Source organism: Psychrobacter sp. WY6 (genome assembly GCF_018448495.1).
Classification (GTDB): domain Bacteria; phylum Pseudomonadota; class Gammaproteobacteria; order Pseudomonadales; family Moraxellaceae; genus Psychrobacter.
In genome coordinates this window covers 2,013,961-2,032,796 of sequence record NZ_CP049902.1, presented here as the reverse complement: position 1 = coordinate 2,032,796, position 18,836 = coordinate 2,013,961, and the positions used below count along the sequence as shown (strand labels likewise).

At 44.0% G+C, this 18,836-nt stretch carries 12 protein-coding genes and 4 pseudogenes; 6 read left to right on the top strand and 10 right to left on the bottom strand.

Going from position 1 to position 18,836, the window contains the following annotated elements:
- The first annotated feature begins 42 nt into the window (after positions 1-42).
- The 4 genes and pseudogenes from G7Y90_RS10145 (at position 43) to G7Y90_RS10130 (ending at position 4,331) form a co-directional block, all read left to right on the top strand.
- Complete coding sequence (locus tag G7Y90_RS10145) at positions 43-306, top strand: hypothetical protein (RefSeq protein ID WP_250162322.1); 264 nt, start codon at positions 43-45, stop codon at positions 304-306.
- 58 nt (positions 307-364) lie between these two features.
- Positions 365-793: a hypothetical protein gene (locus G7Y90_RS10140; protein WP_250162321.1), complete on the top strand. Its 429-nt coding sequence runs from the start codon at positions 365-367 to the stop codon at positions 791-793.
- A 205-nt stretch (positions 794-998) separates the two neighbouring features.
- Positions 999-2,876: pseudogene (gene ilvD / locus G7Y90_RS10135) on the top strand (dihydroxy-acid dehydratase).
- A gap of 207 nt (positions 2,877-3,083) precedes the next feature.
- Positions 3,084-4,331: a cation:proton antiporter gene (locus G7Y90_RS10130; protein ID WP_201553713.1), complete on the top strand. Its 1,248-nt coding sequence runs from the start codon at positions 3,084-3,086 to the stop codon at positions 4,329-4,331.
- An 18-nt stretch (positions 4,332-4,349) separates the two neighbouring features.
- On the opposite strand, the pseudogene G7Y90_RS19070 reads toward G7Y90_RS10130, so the two are convergent.
- From G7Y90_RS19070 to G7Y90_RS10105, 4 genes and pseudogenes are all read right to left on the bottom strand, one after another.
- A pseudogene (locus G7Y90_RS19070) lies at positions 4,350-5,760 on the bottom strand (serine hydrolase domain-containing protein).
- A gap of 432 nt (positions 5,761-6,192) precedes the next feature.
- Entirely contained in the window at positions 6,193-6,735 is a 543-nt protein-coding gene (locus G7Y90_RS10115) for a protein tyrosine phosphatase family protein (RefSeq protein WP_201581193.1), read from the bottom strand.
- 176 nt (positions 6,736-6,911) lie between these two features.
- On the bottom strand, positions 6,912-7,829 hold the full coding sequence (locus G7Y90_RS10110) for a MaoC family dehydratase (RefSeq protein WP_055124219.1): 918 nt from the start codon (positions 7,827-7,829) through the stop codon (positions 6,912-6,914).
- A 393-nt stretch (positions 7,830-8,222) separates the two neighbouring features.
- Positions 8,223-9,623 (bottom strand): 3-oxoacyl-ACP reductase, encoded by a 1,401-nt coding sequence (locus G7Y90_RS10105; RefSeq protein WP_201581192.1) that lies wholly within the window; start codon positions 9,621-9,623, stop codon positions 8,223-8,225.
- An 820-nt stretch (positions 9,624-10,443) separates the two neighbouring features.
- Between G7Y90_RS10105 and G7Y90_RS10100 the strand changes: the two are divergent.
- A pseudogene (locus tag G7Y90_RS10100) lies at positions 10,444-11,755 on the top strand (acetyl-CoA C-acetyltransferase); the annotation flags it as partial.
- A 248-nt stretch (positions 11,756-12,003) separates the two neighbouring features.
- Positions 12,004-13,017: a polyphosphate kinase 2 gene (gene ppk2 / locus G7Y90_RS10095; RefSeq protein WP_228139068.1), complete on the top strand. Its 1,014-nt coding sequence runs from the start codon at positions 12,004-12,006 to the stop codon at positions 13,015-13,017.
- A gap of 299 nt (positions 13,018-13,316) precedes the next feature.
- Here ppk2 and G7Y90_RS10090 read toward each other — a convergent pair whose 3' ends face one another.
- The 6 genes and pseudogenes from G7Y90_RS10090 to msbA form a co-directional block, all read right to left on the bottom strand.
- The gene (locus tag G7Y90_RS10090) at positions 13,317-13,664 is read right to left on the bottom strand and encodes a PilZ domain-containing protein (RefSeq protein WP_045446052.1); all 348 of its coding nucleotides are present in this window, start codon (positions 13,662-13,664) and stop codon (positions 13,317-13,319) included.
- 55 nt (positions 13,665-13,719) lie between these two features.
- Complete coding sequence (locus G7Y90_RS10085; protein ID WP_250163968.1) at positions 13,720-14,673, bottom strand: DNA polymerase III delta subunit-related protein; 954 nt, start codon at positions 14,671-14,673, stop codon at positions 13,720-13,722.
- On the bottom strand, positions 14,592-14,867 hold the full coding sequence (locus tag G7Y90_RS10080) for a hypothetical protein (RefSeq protein WP_250162318.1): 276 nt from the start codon (positions 14,865-14,867) through the stop codon (positions 14,592-14,594). The genes G7Y90_RS10085 and G7Y90_RS10080 overlap by 82 nt, the downstream gene beginning before the upstream one ends.
- An 84-nt stretch (positions 14,868-14,951) precedes the next feature.
- Complete coding sequence (gene kdsB / locus G7Y90_RS10075; RefSeq protein WP_201581189.1) at positions 14,952-15,764, bottom strand: 3-deoxy-manno-octulosonate cytidylyltransferase; 813 nt, start codon at positions 15,762-15,764, stop codon at positions 14,952-14,954.
- Between the two features lie 36 nt (positions 15,765-15,800).
- Positions 15,801-16,940, bottom strand: a complete 1,140-nt coding sequence (gene lpxK, locus G7Y90_RS10070) for a tetraacyldisaccharide 4'-kinase (RefSeq protein ID WP_201581188.1) — start codon at positions 16,938-16,940, stop codon at positions 15,801-15,803.
- A gap of 85 nt (positions 16,941-17,025) precedes the next feature.
- Positions 17,026-18,808 (bottom strand): annotated as a pseudogene (gene msbA, locus G7Y90_RS10065) (lipid A export permease/ATP-binding protein MsbA).
- Between the last annotated feature and the right edge of the window lie 28 nt (positions 18,809-18,836).

Sequence of the window (18,836 nt, the reverse complement as noted above, 5' to 3'; positions counted from 1 at the left end):
ACTACGTTTATGGATTCGTCTACTTTGCCGACTCAATCAAATATGAGTAACATTTATACAGAACCTGCTCAAGCAGCGCAAACGTCTGTCACAGCTGACTCTGTGTTCAATAATGAAAAACAACCAAGCAGCACTGAGACTGAAAATGAGACTCAAGCCCCCACTATTGAGCCTAACGCGCTCATTCTGGCCGAAGTACTGAGCGACAAGACGATTGGTTGGAAGATACACAATTGCAAAATCACTAAAAAGACGGTCACACAGGATTTACCATTACCGTTCTTATCATTACGACAGTTTAAATGATGCGATTAAGCAAGCAAATCCGCTCACACCTGCCCTACTGTCACAGTTCAATACGCCCATGAGCGCTCGTGAAGCAGCCAAGCTGATTGGTATTAACGAAGCACTAATCATCAGCCCTTGGCATGTCAAAATCATCGGTTCATTGGTGGTTTTTAGCGAAGCGTTGCAGTTAGCCGTACGCTTGCATTGGACCAATACGGGCAAAGACACCCAACAACTTTATACCCAGAATGAAGCAGATGCTATTACAGCCGCTTTTAAAGATTGGCAGTTTTTTGGTCGTATCGATGTACTCTACAAAAAAAAGCAAACCTTAATCAGTATAGATGAACAAGCTGAAGGCAATGAGCAACTACTTCGTATTGAAGCAAACGCTGATTATCAATGCTTGCCAGCGACTCATGCGTTAGTGGTTATCGCTAAATTGGAAGCGGACAAAATAGAGCTACCTTGGTTTGAGGCGGCGATAGTAGAGCGCGTCGAATAACACCTTATCTTCCAAATACTTACGATGTTATGACTACTATTGACTTGGCATTATCAATGAGTAGTTTTCAGTGACTCATATCTAATGGTATGGTAACGACCTAGTATTATTCACTAGTCCTCGCATTTTATAAAAAGCACACTATCAATATTAAAATTGAGGGTGCACATTTTCACAAACCTCGCCTATTTGTAAGGAACATCACATGGATTATCGCTCAAAAACCTCTACTGGCGGCCGTAATATGGCAGGCGCGCGCGCATTATGGCGTGCGACTGGCATGACTGGGTGACTTTGGCAAACCAATCATTGCCATCGCCAACTCATTTACCCAGTTCGTACCCGGCCATGTGCATCTAAAAGACTTGGGGCAACTGGTCGCACGTGAGATTGAACAAGCAGGCGGCGTGGCCAAAGAGTTCAATACCATTGCAGTCGATGATGGTATTGCCATGGGTCATAGCGGTATGTTGTACTCGCTACCCAGCCGCGACCTAATTGCTGACTCGGTAGAATACATGGTCAATGCCCATTGCGCAGATGCACTAGTGTGTATCTCCAACTGCGATAAAATCACGCCGGGTATGTTAATGGCTGCGATGCGCCTGAATATCCCTGTAGTGTTTATTTCAGGTGGCCCAATGGAAGCGGGCAAGATTTTAGCCAGCACGGTTGGTAAGAGCCATAATACCGATGGTAGTGATAGTTGCCATTCGTAAGCTTGATCTTGTCGATGCGATGATGGATGCCGCTGATGACAGCATTAGTGATGAAGATGTCGCCGCTATCGAAGCCTCAGCTTGCCCAACTTGTGGTTCATGCTCCGGTATGTTTACTGCCAACTCAATGAACTGCTTAACCGAAGCGTTGGGCTTGGCATTACCAAGTAATGGCTCGCTACTGGCCACCCACTCGCTACGTCGTGAGCTGTTTTTAGAAGCAGGACGCACCATTGTCTCGCTTGCCAAACGTCGCTATGAGCAAGATGATGATTCAGTATTGCCGCGCTCAATCGCTAGCAAAGCGGCTTTCGAAAACGCAATGACCTTAGATATCGCGATGGGTGGTTCAACCAATACTATTTTGCATCTGTTAGCGGCTGCTAACGAAGCAGAAGTCGATTTCAAAATGTCAGATATCGATCGTCTAAGTCGCGGTGTACCTTGCCTTGCAAAAGTCGCCCCTGCCTCACAAAAATACCATATGGAAGATGTGCATCGTGCTGGCGGTGTCTTTGCGTTATTGGCCGAGCTTGATCGTGCTGGATTACTGAAGACGTACCGACCATCCATAGTCCAACGATGAAAGCCGCGATTGATAAATGGGACATCATGAATCCTGATAATCAAGAGGCACGCGCACGCTTCCTTGCAGCACCGGGTGGCATACGCACCACTGAGGCATTTTCACAATCAAAAGATGGTCAAACCTCGACGTCAACCGTGAGTCAGGTTGCATCCGTAGTGCCGAACATGCCTATTCTACAGATGGTGGTTTGGCCGTATTGTATGGCAATATCGCAGAGCGTGGCTGCGTGGTTAAAACCGCAGGCGTTGACGACAGTATATTAGTATTTACCGGACGCGCGCGCCTATTTGAATCGCAAGATGATGCTGTCGCTGCAGTATTGGCTGACGAGATCGTGGCAGGTGATGTGGTTATCATCCGCTACGAAGGCCCTAAAGGCGGCCCTGGTATGCAAGAGATGCTCTATCCAACGACTTACCTCAAGTCAAAAGGCTTGGGTAAAGAATGCGCCCTACTCACCGATGGTCGTTTCTCTGGTGGTACCTCAGGCCTATCAATCGGTCATGCCAGCCCAGAAGCAGCGGAAGGTGGCGCAATTGGTCTGGTTGAAGAAGGCGATACCATCCATATCGACATTCCTAATCGTACGATTAACATGCAAGTCAGTGATGCCGATTTGGCCACTCGCCGTGAAGCGATGGAAGCTCGTGGCCGCGATGCGTGGAAGCCTGTAAGCCGTGACCGTCATGTGACCCCTGCGCTACGTGCCTATGCTGCCATGACTACCAGTGCCGATACTGGTGCGGTACGTGACGTGAGTCAAGTTGAGCGCTGAGCCTTCAATTATTAATCATTAAAGTATATTGGTAAAAATCTATTAAGCCTGCACTATGCAGGCTTTTTTTTCACCAAAAACAACGCATATGTCGTTTTGATAACGATTTTTTGCGGTAATCATTATTTTTAGCGTCATTATAATGGACTAGTAAATATGGCCTTATTCTAACTTTTTAAGATAAACATAACAGCGTGCACCTACCTTATGATTGAAAACTACAATTTATTTTTATTGGTCTGCGGTATCGCTTTTTTACTGGGGGCGTTATTCCCCATTATATTTAAGCGCACGCCTATCTCTTTGCCTATGTTGCAGGTCAGCTTTGGGCTGCTGATGGGCTACTGGTGGACGACCTTATCATTTTTAGACCCTATGAATAACGGCTTAATTATCGAAAAATTAACCGAAATTGTGGTGCTCGTATCCTTGGTTGGTGCTGGTATTAAAATTGATACGAAGCTGTCTTGGCAATTGTGGCGACCGACCGTGCGTCTGTTGCTTATTACCATGCCGATTGGCATCTTTGCGATGGCGGTACTGGGCTACTATGCATTTGGTCTCAGTCTGGGAGCCGCTATATTGCTGGGCGCAGTACTAGCTCCAACCGATCCCGTCTTAGCTTCTAGTATTCAAGTAGGGCCACCCAACACAGGTCGCGAAGATACACCGCGCTTTACTTTGACCTCAGAAGCAGGATTGAATGACGGACTGGCTTTCCCATTTGTTTATTTGGCCATAAAAATAGCGGAAGCCTTTAGCCAAGGCAATTCCTTTACCCTCGAGATGCTCTGGTCATGGTTCACTCATGATGTCTTATGGAAAATTGGTGCTGGGCTGGTGGTGGGGATTGTCGTTGGTAAAATTATGGCCAAGCTGGTATTTTCAAAATACAGCCAAAACACCACTATTTCTCAAGGCTATGTGGTCATTGCACTAACGTTAGTGGCTTATGGACTTGCCGAATTTGTACATAGTTATGGCTTTATCGCCGTGTTTATCGCGGCATTTGCCTTTCGCCGCTCAGAGCATGAGCATAGCTATCACCACAAGCTCCATGATTTTGCAGAACAATCAGAAGGCTTACTCATGTCTCTAGTGCTGGTCACTTTCGGCATGTTTCTTGGTCAAGGATTGCAGTCGGGTGTTGAGCTGACATGGCGTGTTTACATCGTCAGCTTCACTTTCCTCTTGTTGATACGTCCCATTGGTGGGTTTATTGCTTTATCAGGACTAAACATGCCACACACTGAAAAGTATGCCATTTCTGCTTTGGGCATCCGTGGCATTGGTACGCTATATTATTTATCTTATGCGCTCAACCAAGGTTTTTTCGGTGATGAAGATGCGCTTAAGCTATGGGTCGTCTGTTCAATTGTCATTTTGGCGTCAATCTTTATTCATGGTCTTAGCGCCACAAAATTGCTTAAAATGACGCCGAATAAATCACATTAACCTTATCGATAGAGCTATCTAGCGCTTTGAAAGCTCTGAATCGACTAAGTTAAGTACCGCTTCCGTTAGTGCAAATTGACGGACATCATTCAGCATCGTGGTGTCAAAATTATGGATAAAGGCAAATGACAACTGACGCTCTGTGTCACACCAAGCCACTGAACCGTTATAGCCCATATGCCCAAATCCTTGCTTGTTTGCATCAAATTTTTCACTGTCTATATGCTGACAAAGACTAAATAACCGATGATAACCCAAGCGCCAATCCATGTTTGCTGGCATGACGGCATCTAGCCCTGTGACTTGCGGTTTGGATAGTTGCTCAAAAGTGGCGCTATTAATAAACGTGTGTCCTTGCCATGTTCCGCCGTTGGCTAACATCGCATAGATGGTGGCCAATGCCTGAGCTGAAGCGACACCATTTGCTGCTGGAATAATCGCCTGTAATGTCTCACGACTGTGATAATCGATTGCTTGTTTGCCAGCAGGTATGAGTGCCGCCTTATAATTTTTTAGATTAAGCTGACTGGTATTGAAGTACAAACGATTAATATGAGCCGTGTCTAGTATCGGTAAAGTTTTGCTCATCATCTGAACTTAGGTCTGCCGCTTGTATATCAACTAAGGCGAGCTGCTGCCAACAAGTGTAGCTAGGCAGACTAGCATAAGTACGTAAAGTACTTTGTGAGTCAGCTTTTAGCGTTGGTTTATGACGTTTATGACGCAGTTGTGAGCCAGCCTCATTTGATGCTTCGAAGTCTTTGGCGAGTCTTGCTACTTGGTTGACTTTATTCTCTGGTACACCAAAATAGCAACTATCAGCAATACCTAAAGGCTCAGTAAGATAATGGCGCAATGCCTCAGCTAAAGACATTTCCGTAACGGCTTCTATCAGACCGCCCAACACCCAACCATAGACCAGAGCACTATAAGCGCTGTCATATAGCTCGCCATGGTCTGATGCTGTGATTGGCATGGCAGCAACTTTATTGAGCATTTGATCCCAATCAAGCAAAGTTTCGCTATCCGCATCGATACTCTGAATTGAGAATAAGTTGGCTTGATGCGACATCACGCTACGTAGCGTAATATTCCCTTTATTCTGTGCAGAAAATGCACGCCAATAATGGGCAATAGGCTGGTCATAATCAAGCATCTGCTGCGAAACCAATATATGTACAAGCGTCGCCAATATACCTTTACCCGTCGAAAAGTTAATCGCCAAAGTATCAGGCTGCCATGGCATCTCTGGACGTGCCATCCCTACACTCGCCTGTGCAATACATTCTCCTGCCTGATAGACAACCACGGCACCCCCTGCTGGTGCATCATCTAGCTGTAAGTCGGTGAGTATTTGCTGCAAACGTTGTTGCAACGTTATATTTATCTGTTGATCAAAAATCTGCGTGGTTTTATTATTATCGATCATGGCTACCCTGCTCCATTTCTATAAAATAGCTAAACGGTAAGAACTATTTAGCCCTTAATATTAAGTGTTCATATGATAAAAAATACATTATTTGCTAAGGCGTAACTGTTCAATATCTCAATACTAACTCGTTATTTTTTCGTTTGCTTAGAGCATGTCCTCAATTCAATCGATTACTTTCTAAACGGGCTAAAAATAGCTAAATTTTGCCAAACATCGTCAAATAGCTTCTTAGTATCTCGATATTATATGCGCTACTTTCCTTGTTTGACGCCAATTATCTCATTTTTATCACCATTTTAAAATGAGGACACGCCCTAGAACTTTTATCCTCATTTTAAAAATAACAACGCGCCTTAATAAAAAAGGCAACCTAGTGGTCGCCTCTCTGTCATGCAATGCTGCTTAATAATACGTTGTCATCTTTATGTCTTAGCGCGGTACCAACAGACGATTATGAACTTCTTGCTCAAGCTTCGTTAATCCATGACTGCGCCCACGTTCCATAGCGGTGTCCATTTTACGTCCACGTAACCATCCTGCGCGTAGCGCCATTGCGGCACCTACTCTATTGCCTGAGCCACAATGCACTGCTGTTTTTTTGCCATGATGTTGGCGCAATATATTATCAAATGCCAATATATTGAGCTGCTTTAAGTCTGCAGCACCGTTAATAGGCAGATGCTCATAGTGCATGCCAGCTCGCTCGACCGCTGCGGCTTCATCAAAGCTCAATTCATCATCTGGCTGTAAGTTAATCACTAGCTCAACCCCAGCGTTCGCTAAGGCAACCACTTTTTCGTCATTGAGTGCACCGCATACAATGGTAGTGTCGTCAGGACGAAAATAAGGCTCAAGAATAGTACTAAGATCAACATCATTGTCTAAAACGCTATTGCCAGCATTCGATACTGTGTCAGTAGCTACTGAATGATTCAGTTGATCTGAGTTTGGTACGGCGGTATGTGAAGTCATAATTATAAATTTGTTCGTTATATTTACTATGGTCAATTCCAGTTAAAATAAGTACAAAGCAACCGCGTGTCGATGTATAAGCAATACTTCAAGCGAGGTTAACGCTATCACTTTTCTATCACGAATCGACCATATTGAGATATTTTTTAGTTAAATGACAGTTGTTCTACTGGCTTTTACTCATTGCCACTCTGTAATTTAACCGTACCTGCCAAATGCGGCTTGTCATTTTTAGAGCTAAATAAGCCAAACTCACAGGTATCGTCTGTGTCTTTAAGTGCAGCTACCGGATCAGCGATCAGCTCTACTTCGGCTGGCAAAAAGATAGGCAGTTTAAATGACACATCAACCGTACACGCATCTGGCAACTCGTCCATCATAGCAAGGCATTTGGCCTTTGACCACATGCCGTGAGCAATCGCTTTAGGAAAGCCAAACGCACGCGCAGATAATGGATGAAGATGAATAAGGTTAAAGTCACCTGAAACAAAAGCATAACGACGACCGATATCTTCTGGCACTTCAAAGATACTATGCACGCCTTCTGGGTTGACTGATGGCTTAACCGTTATTGGACGTGGAGTGCTTTTTTTGTCTTTGCTGCTGATGGGTTTTTTGCTACGTGATAGATACGTCGAAGTACCTTCCCAAATCACCTTATCTTCTGACTTGACCGTCGTCACAAAATCAAACTGCTGACCCTGAGCATGGTCACGCAAATTATCAAAGGTGACTGACATAGCAACCGTTTCACGCTCACCGATAGGACGATACTGAGTCACACTATTATCGACGTGCACTAGACCCAACATAGCAAATGGAAATGGCTCTTTAACCATCATATTCATCTGCAGCGTTTGAGACAGCACTGAGAAGTAAGTAATGGGTACTTTGCCATTATCTGCAAAACCACAAATTTTACGATAATCGTTTAAGTTACTTTGGTCAATGTGCAAATCGTCCACATAGTAAGTCGCCTGCGGCAATTGGTCTTTACTGATTTTGCCGTTATTACCAATAGGCAATAAACTTTTAACGATATTGGCATAGGTCGTATGCGCTTTCGGCAACGCATCATAATGTTTGTCTGACATAATAAATCCTAAGTGGGGCTTGAGCAAATTTTCTTGGTGTATCTAAAGATGCTATGACATTATTGGTTACAGCCTATCATTGAGCAATGCCACCAGTATTATGCCTAAATTAGGCACAATTCATAGGCGTGGTTTTAGACAATGTAAGCAACTCTCACAGCAAAAAACAATTTGGCTACTGGTTCTCTGTGTTTTATCATAAAAAAGCCACCCTTGGGCAGCTTTATTACGATTTATGAGCAATTTTTTCGTAAGCATATGTGAGGAAAATTGAAAATACTGATTAATATCAGCTATTTATCATAATCTAAATCATCATCTACACTTACTTATAATTGACACTTACTTATAATTGACACTTACTTATAATTGACACTTACTTATAAAGTGATGTTAAGCACCCAATAAGCTTTGACCACAAACGCGAACGATGTTGCCATTTAAGCCACCAGAAGCAGGTGATGCAAACCATGCGATGGTCTCAGCCACGTCTACTGGCAAGCCGCCTTGGCTCATAGAGTTCATACGGCGACCCGCTTCACGAATAGCAAATGGAATGGCTTCTGTCATTTGCGTTTCAATAAACCCTGGAGCAACGGCATTGATTGTCATGCCTTTGGCGTTGTCTTCTAACTGCTTGGCAGTGGCATTCACCAAACCAATCACCCCTGCTTTAGAGGTGGCATAGTTGGTTTGACCCAAGTTGCCAGCGATACCTGAAATCGATGACACACAAACAATACGTGCATTGTCTTTTAATACATCGTTGTCTAGTAAATAGCGGTTCAGCCTAGCAATACTACCTAGGTTAATATCGATAACCATGTCCCACTTTTTCTCGTCCATGTTTGCCAATGTCTTATCACGAGTGACGCCAGCATTATGGATGATTGAATCTAATCCGCCACGCTTTTGTGCGGCTTCGGCGATTTGTTTGCCAGCGTCATCACTGGTGATGTCGACGGTCAATACTGAGCCACTAATTTCGCTAGCGACTTTTTGTAGGTCTGCTTGTTGCTGCGGTACATCGAGGCAGATAACGTGAGCGCCTTCGCGAGCCAATACACGAGCAATTGCTTCACCAATACCGCGGCTTGCGCCAGTCACCAGCATGGTTTTGCCGCCAAGAGGCTGTGTCCAATCGACATCAACGTTACTACCCTTACTAACGCGTACGACTTGTCCTGAGACATAAGCTGAACGAGCTGAGGTGAAAAAGCGTAAAGTCGAATCTAGATTTTGCTCTGCGCCGTCTTCCACATAAACAAGCTGTGCCGTAATACCGCGTTTGAACTCTTTACCGACAGACTTTACAAAGCCTTCAAGCGCACGCTGAGCCAAAGCTGTATCAATGTCAGTGATATTTTCTGGTGGGCGACCAATAATAATGACGCGACCAGACTTTTCTACACGACGAGCGACAGTATGGAAGAACTCATACACTTCTTTTAATTGATCGGCATTGCTAATATTGCTGGCATCAAACAACAAAACTTTAAATTTATCATCGCCGCCCGTATTGGCTTTTGCTTCAACGCCTGCATCAGCAAGGGCATCTTTGATATCATCACTGCTGTTTACATAAACATCAGCATGTACGTCTGACAAAATTCGCGCCACAGACTCACTGACGCTTTTATCATCGCCATTAGCACGACCAACCAATACGCTACCACGTACTAAAGGCTCACCGCTTTCGAAGCGATCAAGAGTAACAGGTAACGGTAAACCTAAATTTTTGGCCACTTTTTTGCCAATAGAAGACTGAACAAAATCACCATAACGGTCTGACATAATATAATCCCTATAACGAACGGTTAGAATAATAGTAATAAATGTAATGTGCCTATTATATAGACTCAATAACCTCATAATTATTGATATTTAGTAAATGAGTCTAAAGCTGGCCTAACTATACACTGCCATCTTAAACAAGTCCAAAAACCGATAATGTCTACAACAATCTGTAAACAACTCAGTATACAAGGCGGTCACTTTTTCTGGATTTAAAAATCACCACATTGTGCTAAAATCAGACCTATAAGTTATAGAAAATGCAATTATCGATAACAATATATTATCAAATCTATCGTTATGCAATGCCAATAATCGATACTAGCCAGTCTACGAAAGTCATATTGATATCTTTCAAAGCTGATACCGACCTTAGATAAGCGTCACATAGTTTGCCAAAGATATACAGTAAGGTCGTAAAAACGTCTTATCATAAACAGTTATGCTGCGTAATAAGTGATAATATTTGCTTCTTGTTTATTTTCGATTATTGAATTTTTTAATGTAATCATTTTTATTATTAGCTTTACTATTGTTACCCTCTTTTCTTCTGCCCATATTTTTTAAGGATAATATTATGAGTAATAAAAACAATCACCCTGATAGCCCTGTTGTTGAAAGCACAGTGGTCAAAGCCAGTGCGTCAAAATCTACTGATAATAAATCAGACAGCGCCAAAACAGAAACGGCTGTTAAAAAAGCTAAAAGCACGACAGCTACAGACATGTCTAATAAAGAGTCTTCTAGTAATAAAGAGTCTGCTAGCACTACAGAGGCGAATGATAAATCACCAGATTCTACTACGAAAAAGCCAGCGTCTGCCGCCAAAAAAACCAGCAAAACAAAAGCCGTTGCTGGTCAAAATCGTGTGGCTATCTTAGGTGGCAACCGTATTCCGTTTGCACGCTCGAACGGTTCATACGCTGACGTTAGCAACACCGACATGTTGACAGCTGCATTAGATGGCTTGATTGAACGCTATAATCTACAAGACGAAGTGTTGGGTGAAGTGGTGTCTGGTGCCGTCATGAAACTAAGCCGTGACATCAACCTAACTCGCGAAGCCACACTTAACACAGCGCTCAACCCACATACGCCAACTTATGATATCTCACAAGCTTGCGGTACTGGCTTGCAAGCGACTTTTGCTTCTGCCAATAAAATCGCACTGGGTCTTATCGATTCAGCGATTACTGGTGGCGTAGATACGACCTCTGATGCACCGATCGCGATTGGTGATGGTCTACGTAAAGTACTGATCAAACTGGGCGCGGCTAAAGACAACAAACAACGCTTAAAAGCACTAATGGGTCTAAATCCAAAAGACTTAATCGATTCGCCACAAAACGGTGAACCACGCACTGGTCTATCAATGGGCGACCATCAAGCCATCACCACTCTTGAGTGGAATATCAGCCGCGAAGCACAAGATGAGCTTGCTTTTAACAGTCATCAAAACCTAGCGCGCGCTTATGATGAAGGATTCTTTGACGACCTAATCACTCCATACAAAGGTCTGACGCGCGATAACAACTTGCGTCCTGATACCACTTTGGAAAAACTGGCTAAATTAAAGCCTGTGTTTGGTAAAAAGAACGCCAACCCAACGATGACAGCAGCCAACTCTACACCGTTAACGGATGGTGCCTCTTGTGTCCTATTAGGAACCGATGAGTGGGCAAAAGAGCGTGGTCTTAAGCCATTGGCTTATATCGTTCATCAAGAAACGGCCGCCGTTGATTTCATTGGTAAATCTGGCACCACAAGGCCTAATGGCACCTTCTTATGCCGTACCGCGTATGCTTGAGCGTGCAGGTCTAACACTACAAGATTTCGATTTTTATGAAATCCATGAAGCCTTTGCATCACAAGTGTTATCAACACTAGCTGCTTGGGAAGATGAAAAATTCTGTGAAGAGCGTCTAGGACTAGATGCACCACTAGGCTCTATCGATCGTAGCAAGCTAAACGTTAATGGCTCGTCGTTAGCTGCGGGTCATCCATTTGCCGCAACGGGTGGTCGTATCCTAGCCACTGCAGCGAAGCTATTGGATCAAAAAGGCTCAGGTCGTGCACTAATCTCTATCTGTGCAGCTGGTGGTCAGGGCGTGACTTGTATCTTAGAGAAATAACTCTTTGACTGCTATTATTTGATTGGTATTATCAGTCAATAGTTAGCATGAATACTTTAAAGCACTCTTTAATCGATGGATTAGAGGGTGCTTTTTTATGCCCATTCACTACTCAAAACTGGATGATAGTCATGGTCTTGCTAACAACACAATAATGAAACGTAGCCAACGCATAGCTCTATCGGTAGTTATGCTAAAGTAAGAGGATAACCAATAAAAATCATAACAACACTGATTAGGAGTTTTTTATGGGTAAGATACCTTCGTCCATCAATCCCAAATCCCTCACGCCACAAGAGCGTCAGGAACTTAGCTCACCTGAGCAACACAGTTTTATCGAGCGTATGGATAAGGAGGTTTTTAATGATCAGTTGCGGCGTAAAATGCACGAAGACCTCATCGATACTTATGATGAAGAGCTAGAAAACGAGATAGATGATTATGTGCGTGATTTTCGTTTTGATGGGCGCGAAATGAGTGAGCAAGAAAGACTTGATCGGCGTATGTACTTTCAAGAGTTGGTAAGGCTACAGCGCGAGCTTATTAAGTTGCAAGACTGGGTCGTTGATCGCGGTGAGCGTATCGTCGTCATATTTGAGGGTCGTGACTCGGCGGGTAAAGGTGGCGCTATCAAGCGTATCACGCAGCGCTTAAACCCTCGTGTGTGTCGAGTGGCTGCCCTACCTGCACCGACAGAACGTGAGCAATCACAATGGTATTTTCAGCGTTATGTCGCCCATTTGCCTGCTGCTGGTGAGATTGTGCTGTTTGACCGCAGTTGGTATAATCGTGTGGGGGTTGAGCGTGTGATGGGTTTTTGTACCGATGCACAGTATGAAGAATTTTTTCAGTCGGTGCCTGAGTTTGAACGTATGCTAGTACGCTCAGGTATTCGCTTGGTGAAGTACTGGTTTTCGATCACTGATGATGAGCAGCATTCACGCTTTATGAGCCGTATTCATGATCCGCTCAAGCAATGGAAGCTCTCAGCCATGGACTTACAGTCACGCCGCCGTTGGGAAGACTATACCAAGGCTAAAGAGACCATGTTTGAGCGAACGCATATCCCTGAAGCACCTTGGTGGGTGGTTGAAGGTAACAATAAAAAACGCGCAAGGCTAAACTGTATTGCTCATCTACTCGAACAAATTCCTTATAAGGAAGTGCCACGTGATGAAGTAGAATTACCCGATCGTAAACGTGATGACGAATACTACCGTGAGCCTATTCCAGATGATATGTATGTGCCACCGCGCTATTAAAAGATATGCTGGTTTTACGTAAGCCGTGTCCTCAATTCAATCGATTGTCCTCTAAATTGGCTAATAATGGCTACATTTTGCCAAGGATAGTCAAACAGCTTATTGATATCTCGATATTATTGGCATTACCTTCATTGTTTGACGGCAATTTTTATCACCATTTTTAAAATGAAGACACGCCCTAGTCTTATGCTCATAAAAAAGCCGCCTTATCGATATATAAGGTGGCTTTTTTTATACTGTTTGTTGAATAATAGTCGTCTAACATTCATCAAAACCATTACAAGTACAATAAATAATTACATGGTATAGGTGGACTGCAAACCATCTATTTTACCCGCCAATAATCGCTCAACTTCGTTTTTAATTCTTTGACCTGCAATATCAGTTCCAATCTGTACCGCAAAACCTGCCGGTCGACCACCTTGAGTTTTGGCGTTAATCCAAACCACTTTGCCATTCATAGGCAAACGCTCGCTAGAATTGGGTAAAGTGATGGCGATAAATACCTCGTTACCTAGCTGCTGAGCGTCATTGGATGGCACAAATAATGCGCCATTACTGACAAAGGACAAGTAGCTGGCATATAACATTTCGATATTTTCAATGTGGCAGGTTAATATCCCGCCGCGTCCTGGCATGGCCATAGTCAGCTTCCTTCATTAAGTTTGGTATTTTTATTTGCTATCAAGGCAGATTTTCTTATAAACAAGCCAATTCTTGCATTAGCTTATCATAGGCAAATTTTTCTTGCACATTTTGTTGCAGAGCGATTTTTGTCTGCTGTAAGCTATTAGAAAAAAGTGCGAGGCCATTATTATCAGGTGGATATTTTTCTAAGGCAGCGGATAGATTGACATCTTTTTGAAGCTCATTAAGCCCTAAGTAAAGACGGCGCATATCAAGTAGCATCAGCTCAGAAAGCTGAATAAATTCCGTGATACTCAGTTGGTTTTGCCAATAGTCACTGGCTGCCACACTACTACGTTTACCACTACGCAATGCCTGCCACGTCGTCAACCATAGCGCACGTTTGCTATACCATGGCGCTTGTGCCATGGCTATCGCTGCCAAAGGTGCGCCATTTGCCAATTGGATAAGCTGCTCAATCGCAGCCGTTCCGACCGCTTCACGATTGACCGTAGAGCCAAGTGCCTGTGTCACATAGTCAACGGCGATCATAGGCTGAATGGTCTGTAATGGCAACTGCTGCACCCGACTTTTAATGGTGGGCAGTAGTTGTGCTGGAGTATCGCTGATCAAAAACAAATGGACTTTAGCTTGTGGTTCTTCCAAGGTTTTGAGTAGCGCGTTGGCCGCAGCAATCGTCATTTGCTCTGCATGGTCTAACACACAGATACGCATCCCTTGACCACCTTGGTAGATAAAAGGCTGCAAGTTGCGGATATCATCCACTTTAATCTTAAGAGCACTGTTATTGGCTGTTTTGGATGATTTTTTATCCTTTGCAGCGTTACTTAATTTTTCTTGATTATCAGCACTATCTGCACTATCTGCACTGATCGGCATACTGATCAGTGGCAATACCTGTAAGCTTGGATGCGTGCCAGATCTTAGCCATTGGCAACTTTCACACGCGCCGCAAGCCCCTGTGGGATGGCTATCACGCTTACGGCATAATAGCCAAGCGACCAAACGCCATACAAAAGCCCGCTTGCCCAACCTACCTGCATACCAGCAGCTAATAGCGCATGTGGCAAAGATTGCTGTGATGTCAAAACTCGCTTGGTCAATTGCGACCACAGATTTTTCTGCCATGGCAATAACGCGGCGAAATAAATGTGGTCTGTAGTATCCATTGTGCCTGTATTTTGCGTCTTATCACTCATAGCTAACGTCCTATCACTTCGCTTGATTATTCAGGATATAGCGTGTTCATGACGCTTTAGATGAAATATTTTTGCTTAGGCTATCTATCCAATGGGGCTCTGAAATTCAGTCAAACTCATGGCATTTAAGCGGTCTAAATCTTCTTGGGTATCGACCCCTGCAGGTAGATGACAAGCGGCAACTGCAATAGCAATCTGCGCTCCATTTTCTAAAACGCGTAACTGCTCTAGGCTCTCAAGTGTCTCAAGTGGCGTTTGCGGCCAATGCACAAACTGCTGCAATAAACGGACGCGATAAGCATATAACCCTAAATGACGATAAGCATTTTTTGGTGGGTTTCTATGACCATCATTGGACAATACGACATCACGGTCGCAAGGAATGGGTGCTCGGCTAAAATAAAGCGCACGTTGCAAGTCATTAGAGTGTTGACTGACCACCTTAACCACTGATGGACGCATAAAAGTCTCATAGTCGTCGATAGGCTCACACAAAGTCGCCATCACGCTATCACTGTCTGCGACCAAAAGCGCCTTTACCTGCTCCAATAATAACGGTGGCACTAACGGTTCATCGCCTTGCATGTTGACCACGATATCATGGTCAGCCCACCCTTTAATGGCGGCAACTTCTGCCAAACGGTCAGTGCCTGAAGCATGCTCGCTACTGGTCATCACCACATCAAACCCTGCATCTATGCATATCTTGGCAATATCGTCATCATCCGTGGCAATACACATATCATCAGCGAAGTGCGCTGTTTGCGCCTTTTCAGCAACCCAAAGAATCATCGGCTTATCATGTATCTCTAGTAATGGCTTGCCGGGCAGCCGCGTGCTCTTAAAACGAGCAGGGATAACAATATGAGTTTTGGCGGGCATAATCACTGACGACATGGGTTTCCTATAGCAATTTTTATACGGTTTAAAGCATCATCTATTATTTGCTTTGGTATTATTATTGGTACTGTTATCGTTTGCGATATCGATACCTAGCTTTTTTAGCTGCTGCTGCAGATTATCATAACAGCTGTCAGAGAGTTCGGCGGTTACTGGCAGTACCCATAGTCTGTTTATCAGCGTTTGATACTCATTATTTAGCGCTTTATCAGTAGTAGCTTTCGATAGCAACGCTCTTATTTTTACCGCATCTTTACTGGTGACTACGATTGGATATTCGGTATACTGCAATAATTCCGCCAACTCAAAATCATAATGATCAGGATAAGCATGTCCAACGACATCGAAGCCTAGCGAACTTAAAGTATCAAAAAACCGCTGCGGATAACCAATACCGCTCACCGCATGCACTCTACAACCCTTTTTAGGGGCATCAATTTGAGAATAAGATAAAGTAGGTTGCCATAAGAGTTGCAGAGCATCCGCTTCTAGATGCATTGTCAAACGATGGGCTCGGTACAGATTGCTATTATCTTTATTATTGTCCACTGAATCTGTTGTTAGTGGCTCATGGTAGATGACAGTTGCACCCTGCAATCGCGACATGGGTTCACGTAAAAACCCTGTTGGCAGGAGTTGCTGATTACCAAAGCCCCGTTCTGAATCGACCACAATCCATTCAATGTCACGTTGCAGTGCATAATGCTGCAAGCCATCGTCGGCAATAATGAATTGCAAGTCAGGATGGGCAGCTAACAAGGTCATAATTGCTTGCTTACGATCGGGACATACTGCCATGGGTGCATCTGTCATATTGACAATCAAACAAGGCTCATCCCCTACCACGTTGGGCAAACTGGCGGCATCGACCAAAGCGGGCATTTGACTGGTGTCGCCACCGTAACCACGGCTGATGACTCCTACCTTTATTCCGCGTTCTTGTAGATAATCAACCAAAGCAATAATCAATGGTGTTTTGCCACTACCGCCCACGCTAATATTGCCGATCACCATAACGGGAACAGGCGCACGATAACTTGCTAACAGCCCAGCTTTATAAGCTTGACGACGCAGCGTGGTGATAAGTCCGTACAACCAACTAATAGGTAGCAATAGCCATAGCCAAGCGGCTTGACGTTGCCAGGCACGCGTCACTGTCGTTTCAATACTCATGATAATTGACCACTTACCTATTCAGCTAAACTTGAACTTAGCACGATTTGAACGTCAAAGCTGCTCAAAGAATAGTCCGATAATTTTATTCAAAGTCGCGTTCATACATTTGCGCATAATGACCTTGTAATTGCATAAGCTCATCGTGCGTGCCCAACTCGACGATTTGACCGCTGTCTAACACGGCGATACGATCGGCTGATTCAATGGTGGTCAGTCGATGTGCAATGACTAATGTGGTACGATCTTTCATCACATTATCAAGCGCTTGCTGAATGTAATACTCTGATTCATTGTCTAACGCACTGGTTGCTTCATCTAAAATTAAAATCGGCGCGTCTTTTAATAGCGCACGAGCAATCGATAAGCGCTGACGCTGCCCGCCAGACAGCTGCAAACCTTCAGCACCAATTTCACTTTGATAGCCGTTTGGCATTTTCATAATAAAATCATGAGCAAAGGCATCTTTTGCGGCGCGCTCAACCTCAGCTTGGGTTTTATTGGCTAAGCCACCATAAGCAATATTGTTAAATACCGTGGTATTGAACAGGACTACTTGTTGATTGACCATCGCAATCTGCGCCCGTAAGCTCTCAAGCTTAATGTCTTCAATCGGTATACCATCCAAGGTAATTTGCCCAGAAGAGGTCGATAAGGTGCGCGTCAGTAAGTTTACTAAAGATGACTTACCAGCACCACTTCGCCCTACCAATGCAACCGTCTCACCCGCTTTTACATCTAACGTAAAGTCACGCAAAGCGACCGTTGAGTCAGGATAATCAGACTGACATTATCCAGCTTGATTTCGCCCGTCAAAGCAGGGCTAAGCACACCAGTGTCTGTTTCTTCTGGCTCATCTAACAAGGCAAAAATAGACTCACCTGCCGCGATACCTTTTTGCAGTTTCTGATTGATGTCAGTCAATGAGCGTACCGGCTTGCTGAGCAAACCTGCAGCGGCAATATATGAGATAATCACCCGCTGAGATATTGTCAATCACCGATGGGCGTAGTGCGAGCCACACCACAACTGACATGGCGACAGCCATTAGCAGCTGTACTGCTGGCGTATTGATACTGTTGGTCACCACGACCTTCATGCCTTGGCGTAAGTTCTTTTTCGATGTTTTATCGAAGCGTGCGGCTTCGTATGCTTGACCGCCATAGTTTTTGACAACCTGATAGCCACCAATCACTTCATTGGTAATATGGCTGACATCACCCATCGTCTCTTGAATACCCTTAGACAACTTTAGATAACGCTTTGAGGCGATGCGAATAAGCCACAATATTGGCGGTAGCACAACGAATAAAATCAACGTCAAACGCCAATTGCTATAAAGCAAGAAACCTATCAAGGCGACGACTGTCAAACCATCCCGCAGTAGCGTCTTCATAGAGTCTGTACTAGCGGCGGTGACTTGCTCAACATCAAATATCAGCTTGGATGAAATGGTACCAGCAGGATTGGCTAAGTAAAAAGCTTGGCAGACGAAGCAATTTATTAAAGACTTCCACTCGCAGCTCATATACCAAATTACGTGAGACCAGAGCAGAATAGTAATTACCCAAAAAGCTACCAACACCGCGGACAAAAAACAGACCAATGATCAATAATGGAAATAAATCTTGTTTGCTTTGATCGTTCTGATTAATGGCATCGGTGATGTATTGAAGTAATTTGGCAATCCAAATCTCTGTCGCCGCATTAATCGCAAAGCCCAACACAGTAAGCATTAATGCCCACCAGTATGGTTTTAAATAACTCAGCAAACGCAGCAAGGTCTTATGTTTAGGTATGTTTGACGGCTCTGCTGATAGTTTTTTAGCAGCAGTTTTTGCAGAGTCAGGTTGATATGCTTGGCTCATAAAAGCCTCAATTTGGGGGTCATAACAT

Coding starts and splice junctions, on each gene's coding strand:
- G7Y90_RS10145 (WP_250162322.1), top strand. CDS start 43: ATGAGTAACATTTATACAGAACCTGCTCAAGCAGCGCAAACGTCTGTC.
- G7Y90_RS10140 (WP_250162321.1), top strand. CDS start 365: ATGAGCGCTCGTGAAGCAGCCAAGCTGATTGGTATTAACGAAGCACTA.
- G7Y90_RS10130 (WP_201553713.1), top strand. CDS start 3,084: ATGATTGAAAACTACAATTTATTTTTATTGGTCTGCGGTATCGCTTTT.
- G7Y90_RS10115 (WP_201581193.1), bottom strand. CDS start 6,735: ATGACTTCACATACCGCCGTACCAAACTCAGATCAACTGAATCATTCA.
- G7Y90_RS10110 (WP_055124219.1), bottom strand. CDS start 7,829: ATGTCAGACAAACATTATGATGCGTTGCCGAAAGCGCATACGACCTAT.
- G7Y90_RS10105 (WP_201581192.1), bottom strand. CDS start 9,623: ATGTCAGACCGTTATGGTGATTTTGTTCAGTCTTCTATTGGCAAAAAA.
- ppk2 (WP_228139068.1), top strand. CDS start 12,004: ATGGGTAAGATACCTTCGTCCATCAATCCCAAATCCCTCACGCCACAA.
- G7Y90_RS10090 (WP_045446052.1), bottom strand. CDS start 13,664: ATGGCCATGCCAGGACGCGGCGGGATATTAACCTGCCACATTGAAAAT.
- G7Y90_RS10080 (WP_250162318.1), bottom strand. CDS start 14,867: ATGAGTGATAAGACGCAAAATACAGGCACAATGGATACTACAGACCAC.
- kdsB (WP_201581189.1), bottom strand. CDS start 15,764: ATGTCGTCAGTGATTATGCCCGCCAAAACTCATATTGTTATCCCTGCT.
- lpxK (WP_201581188.1), bottom strand. CDS start 16,940: ATGAGTATTGAAACGACAGTGACGCGTGCCTGGCAACGTCAAGCCGCT.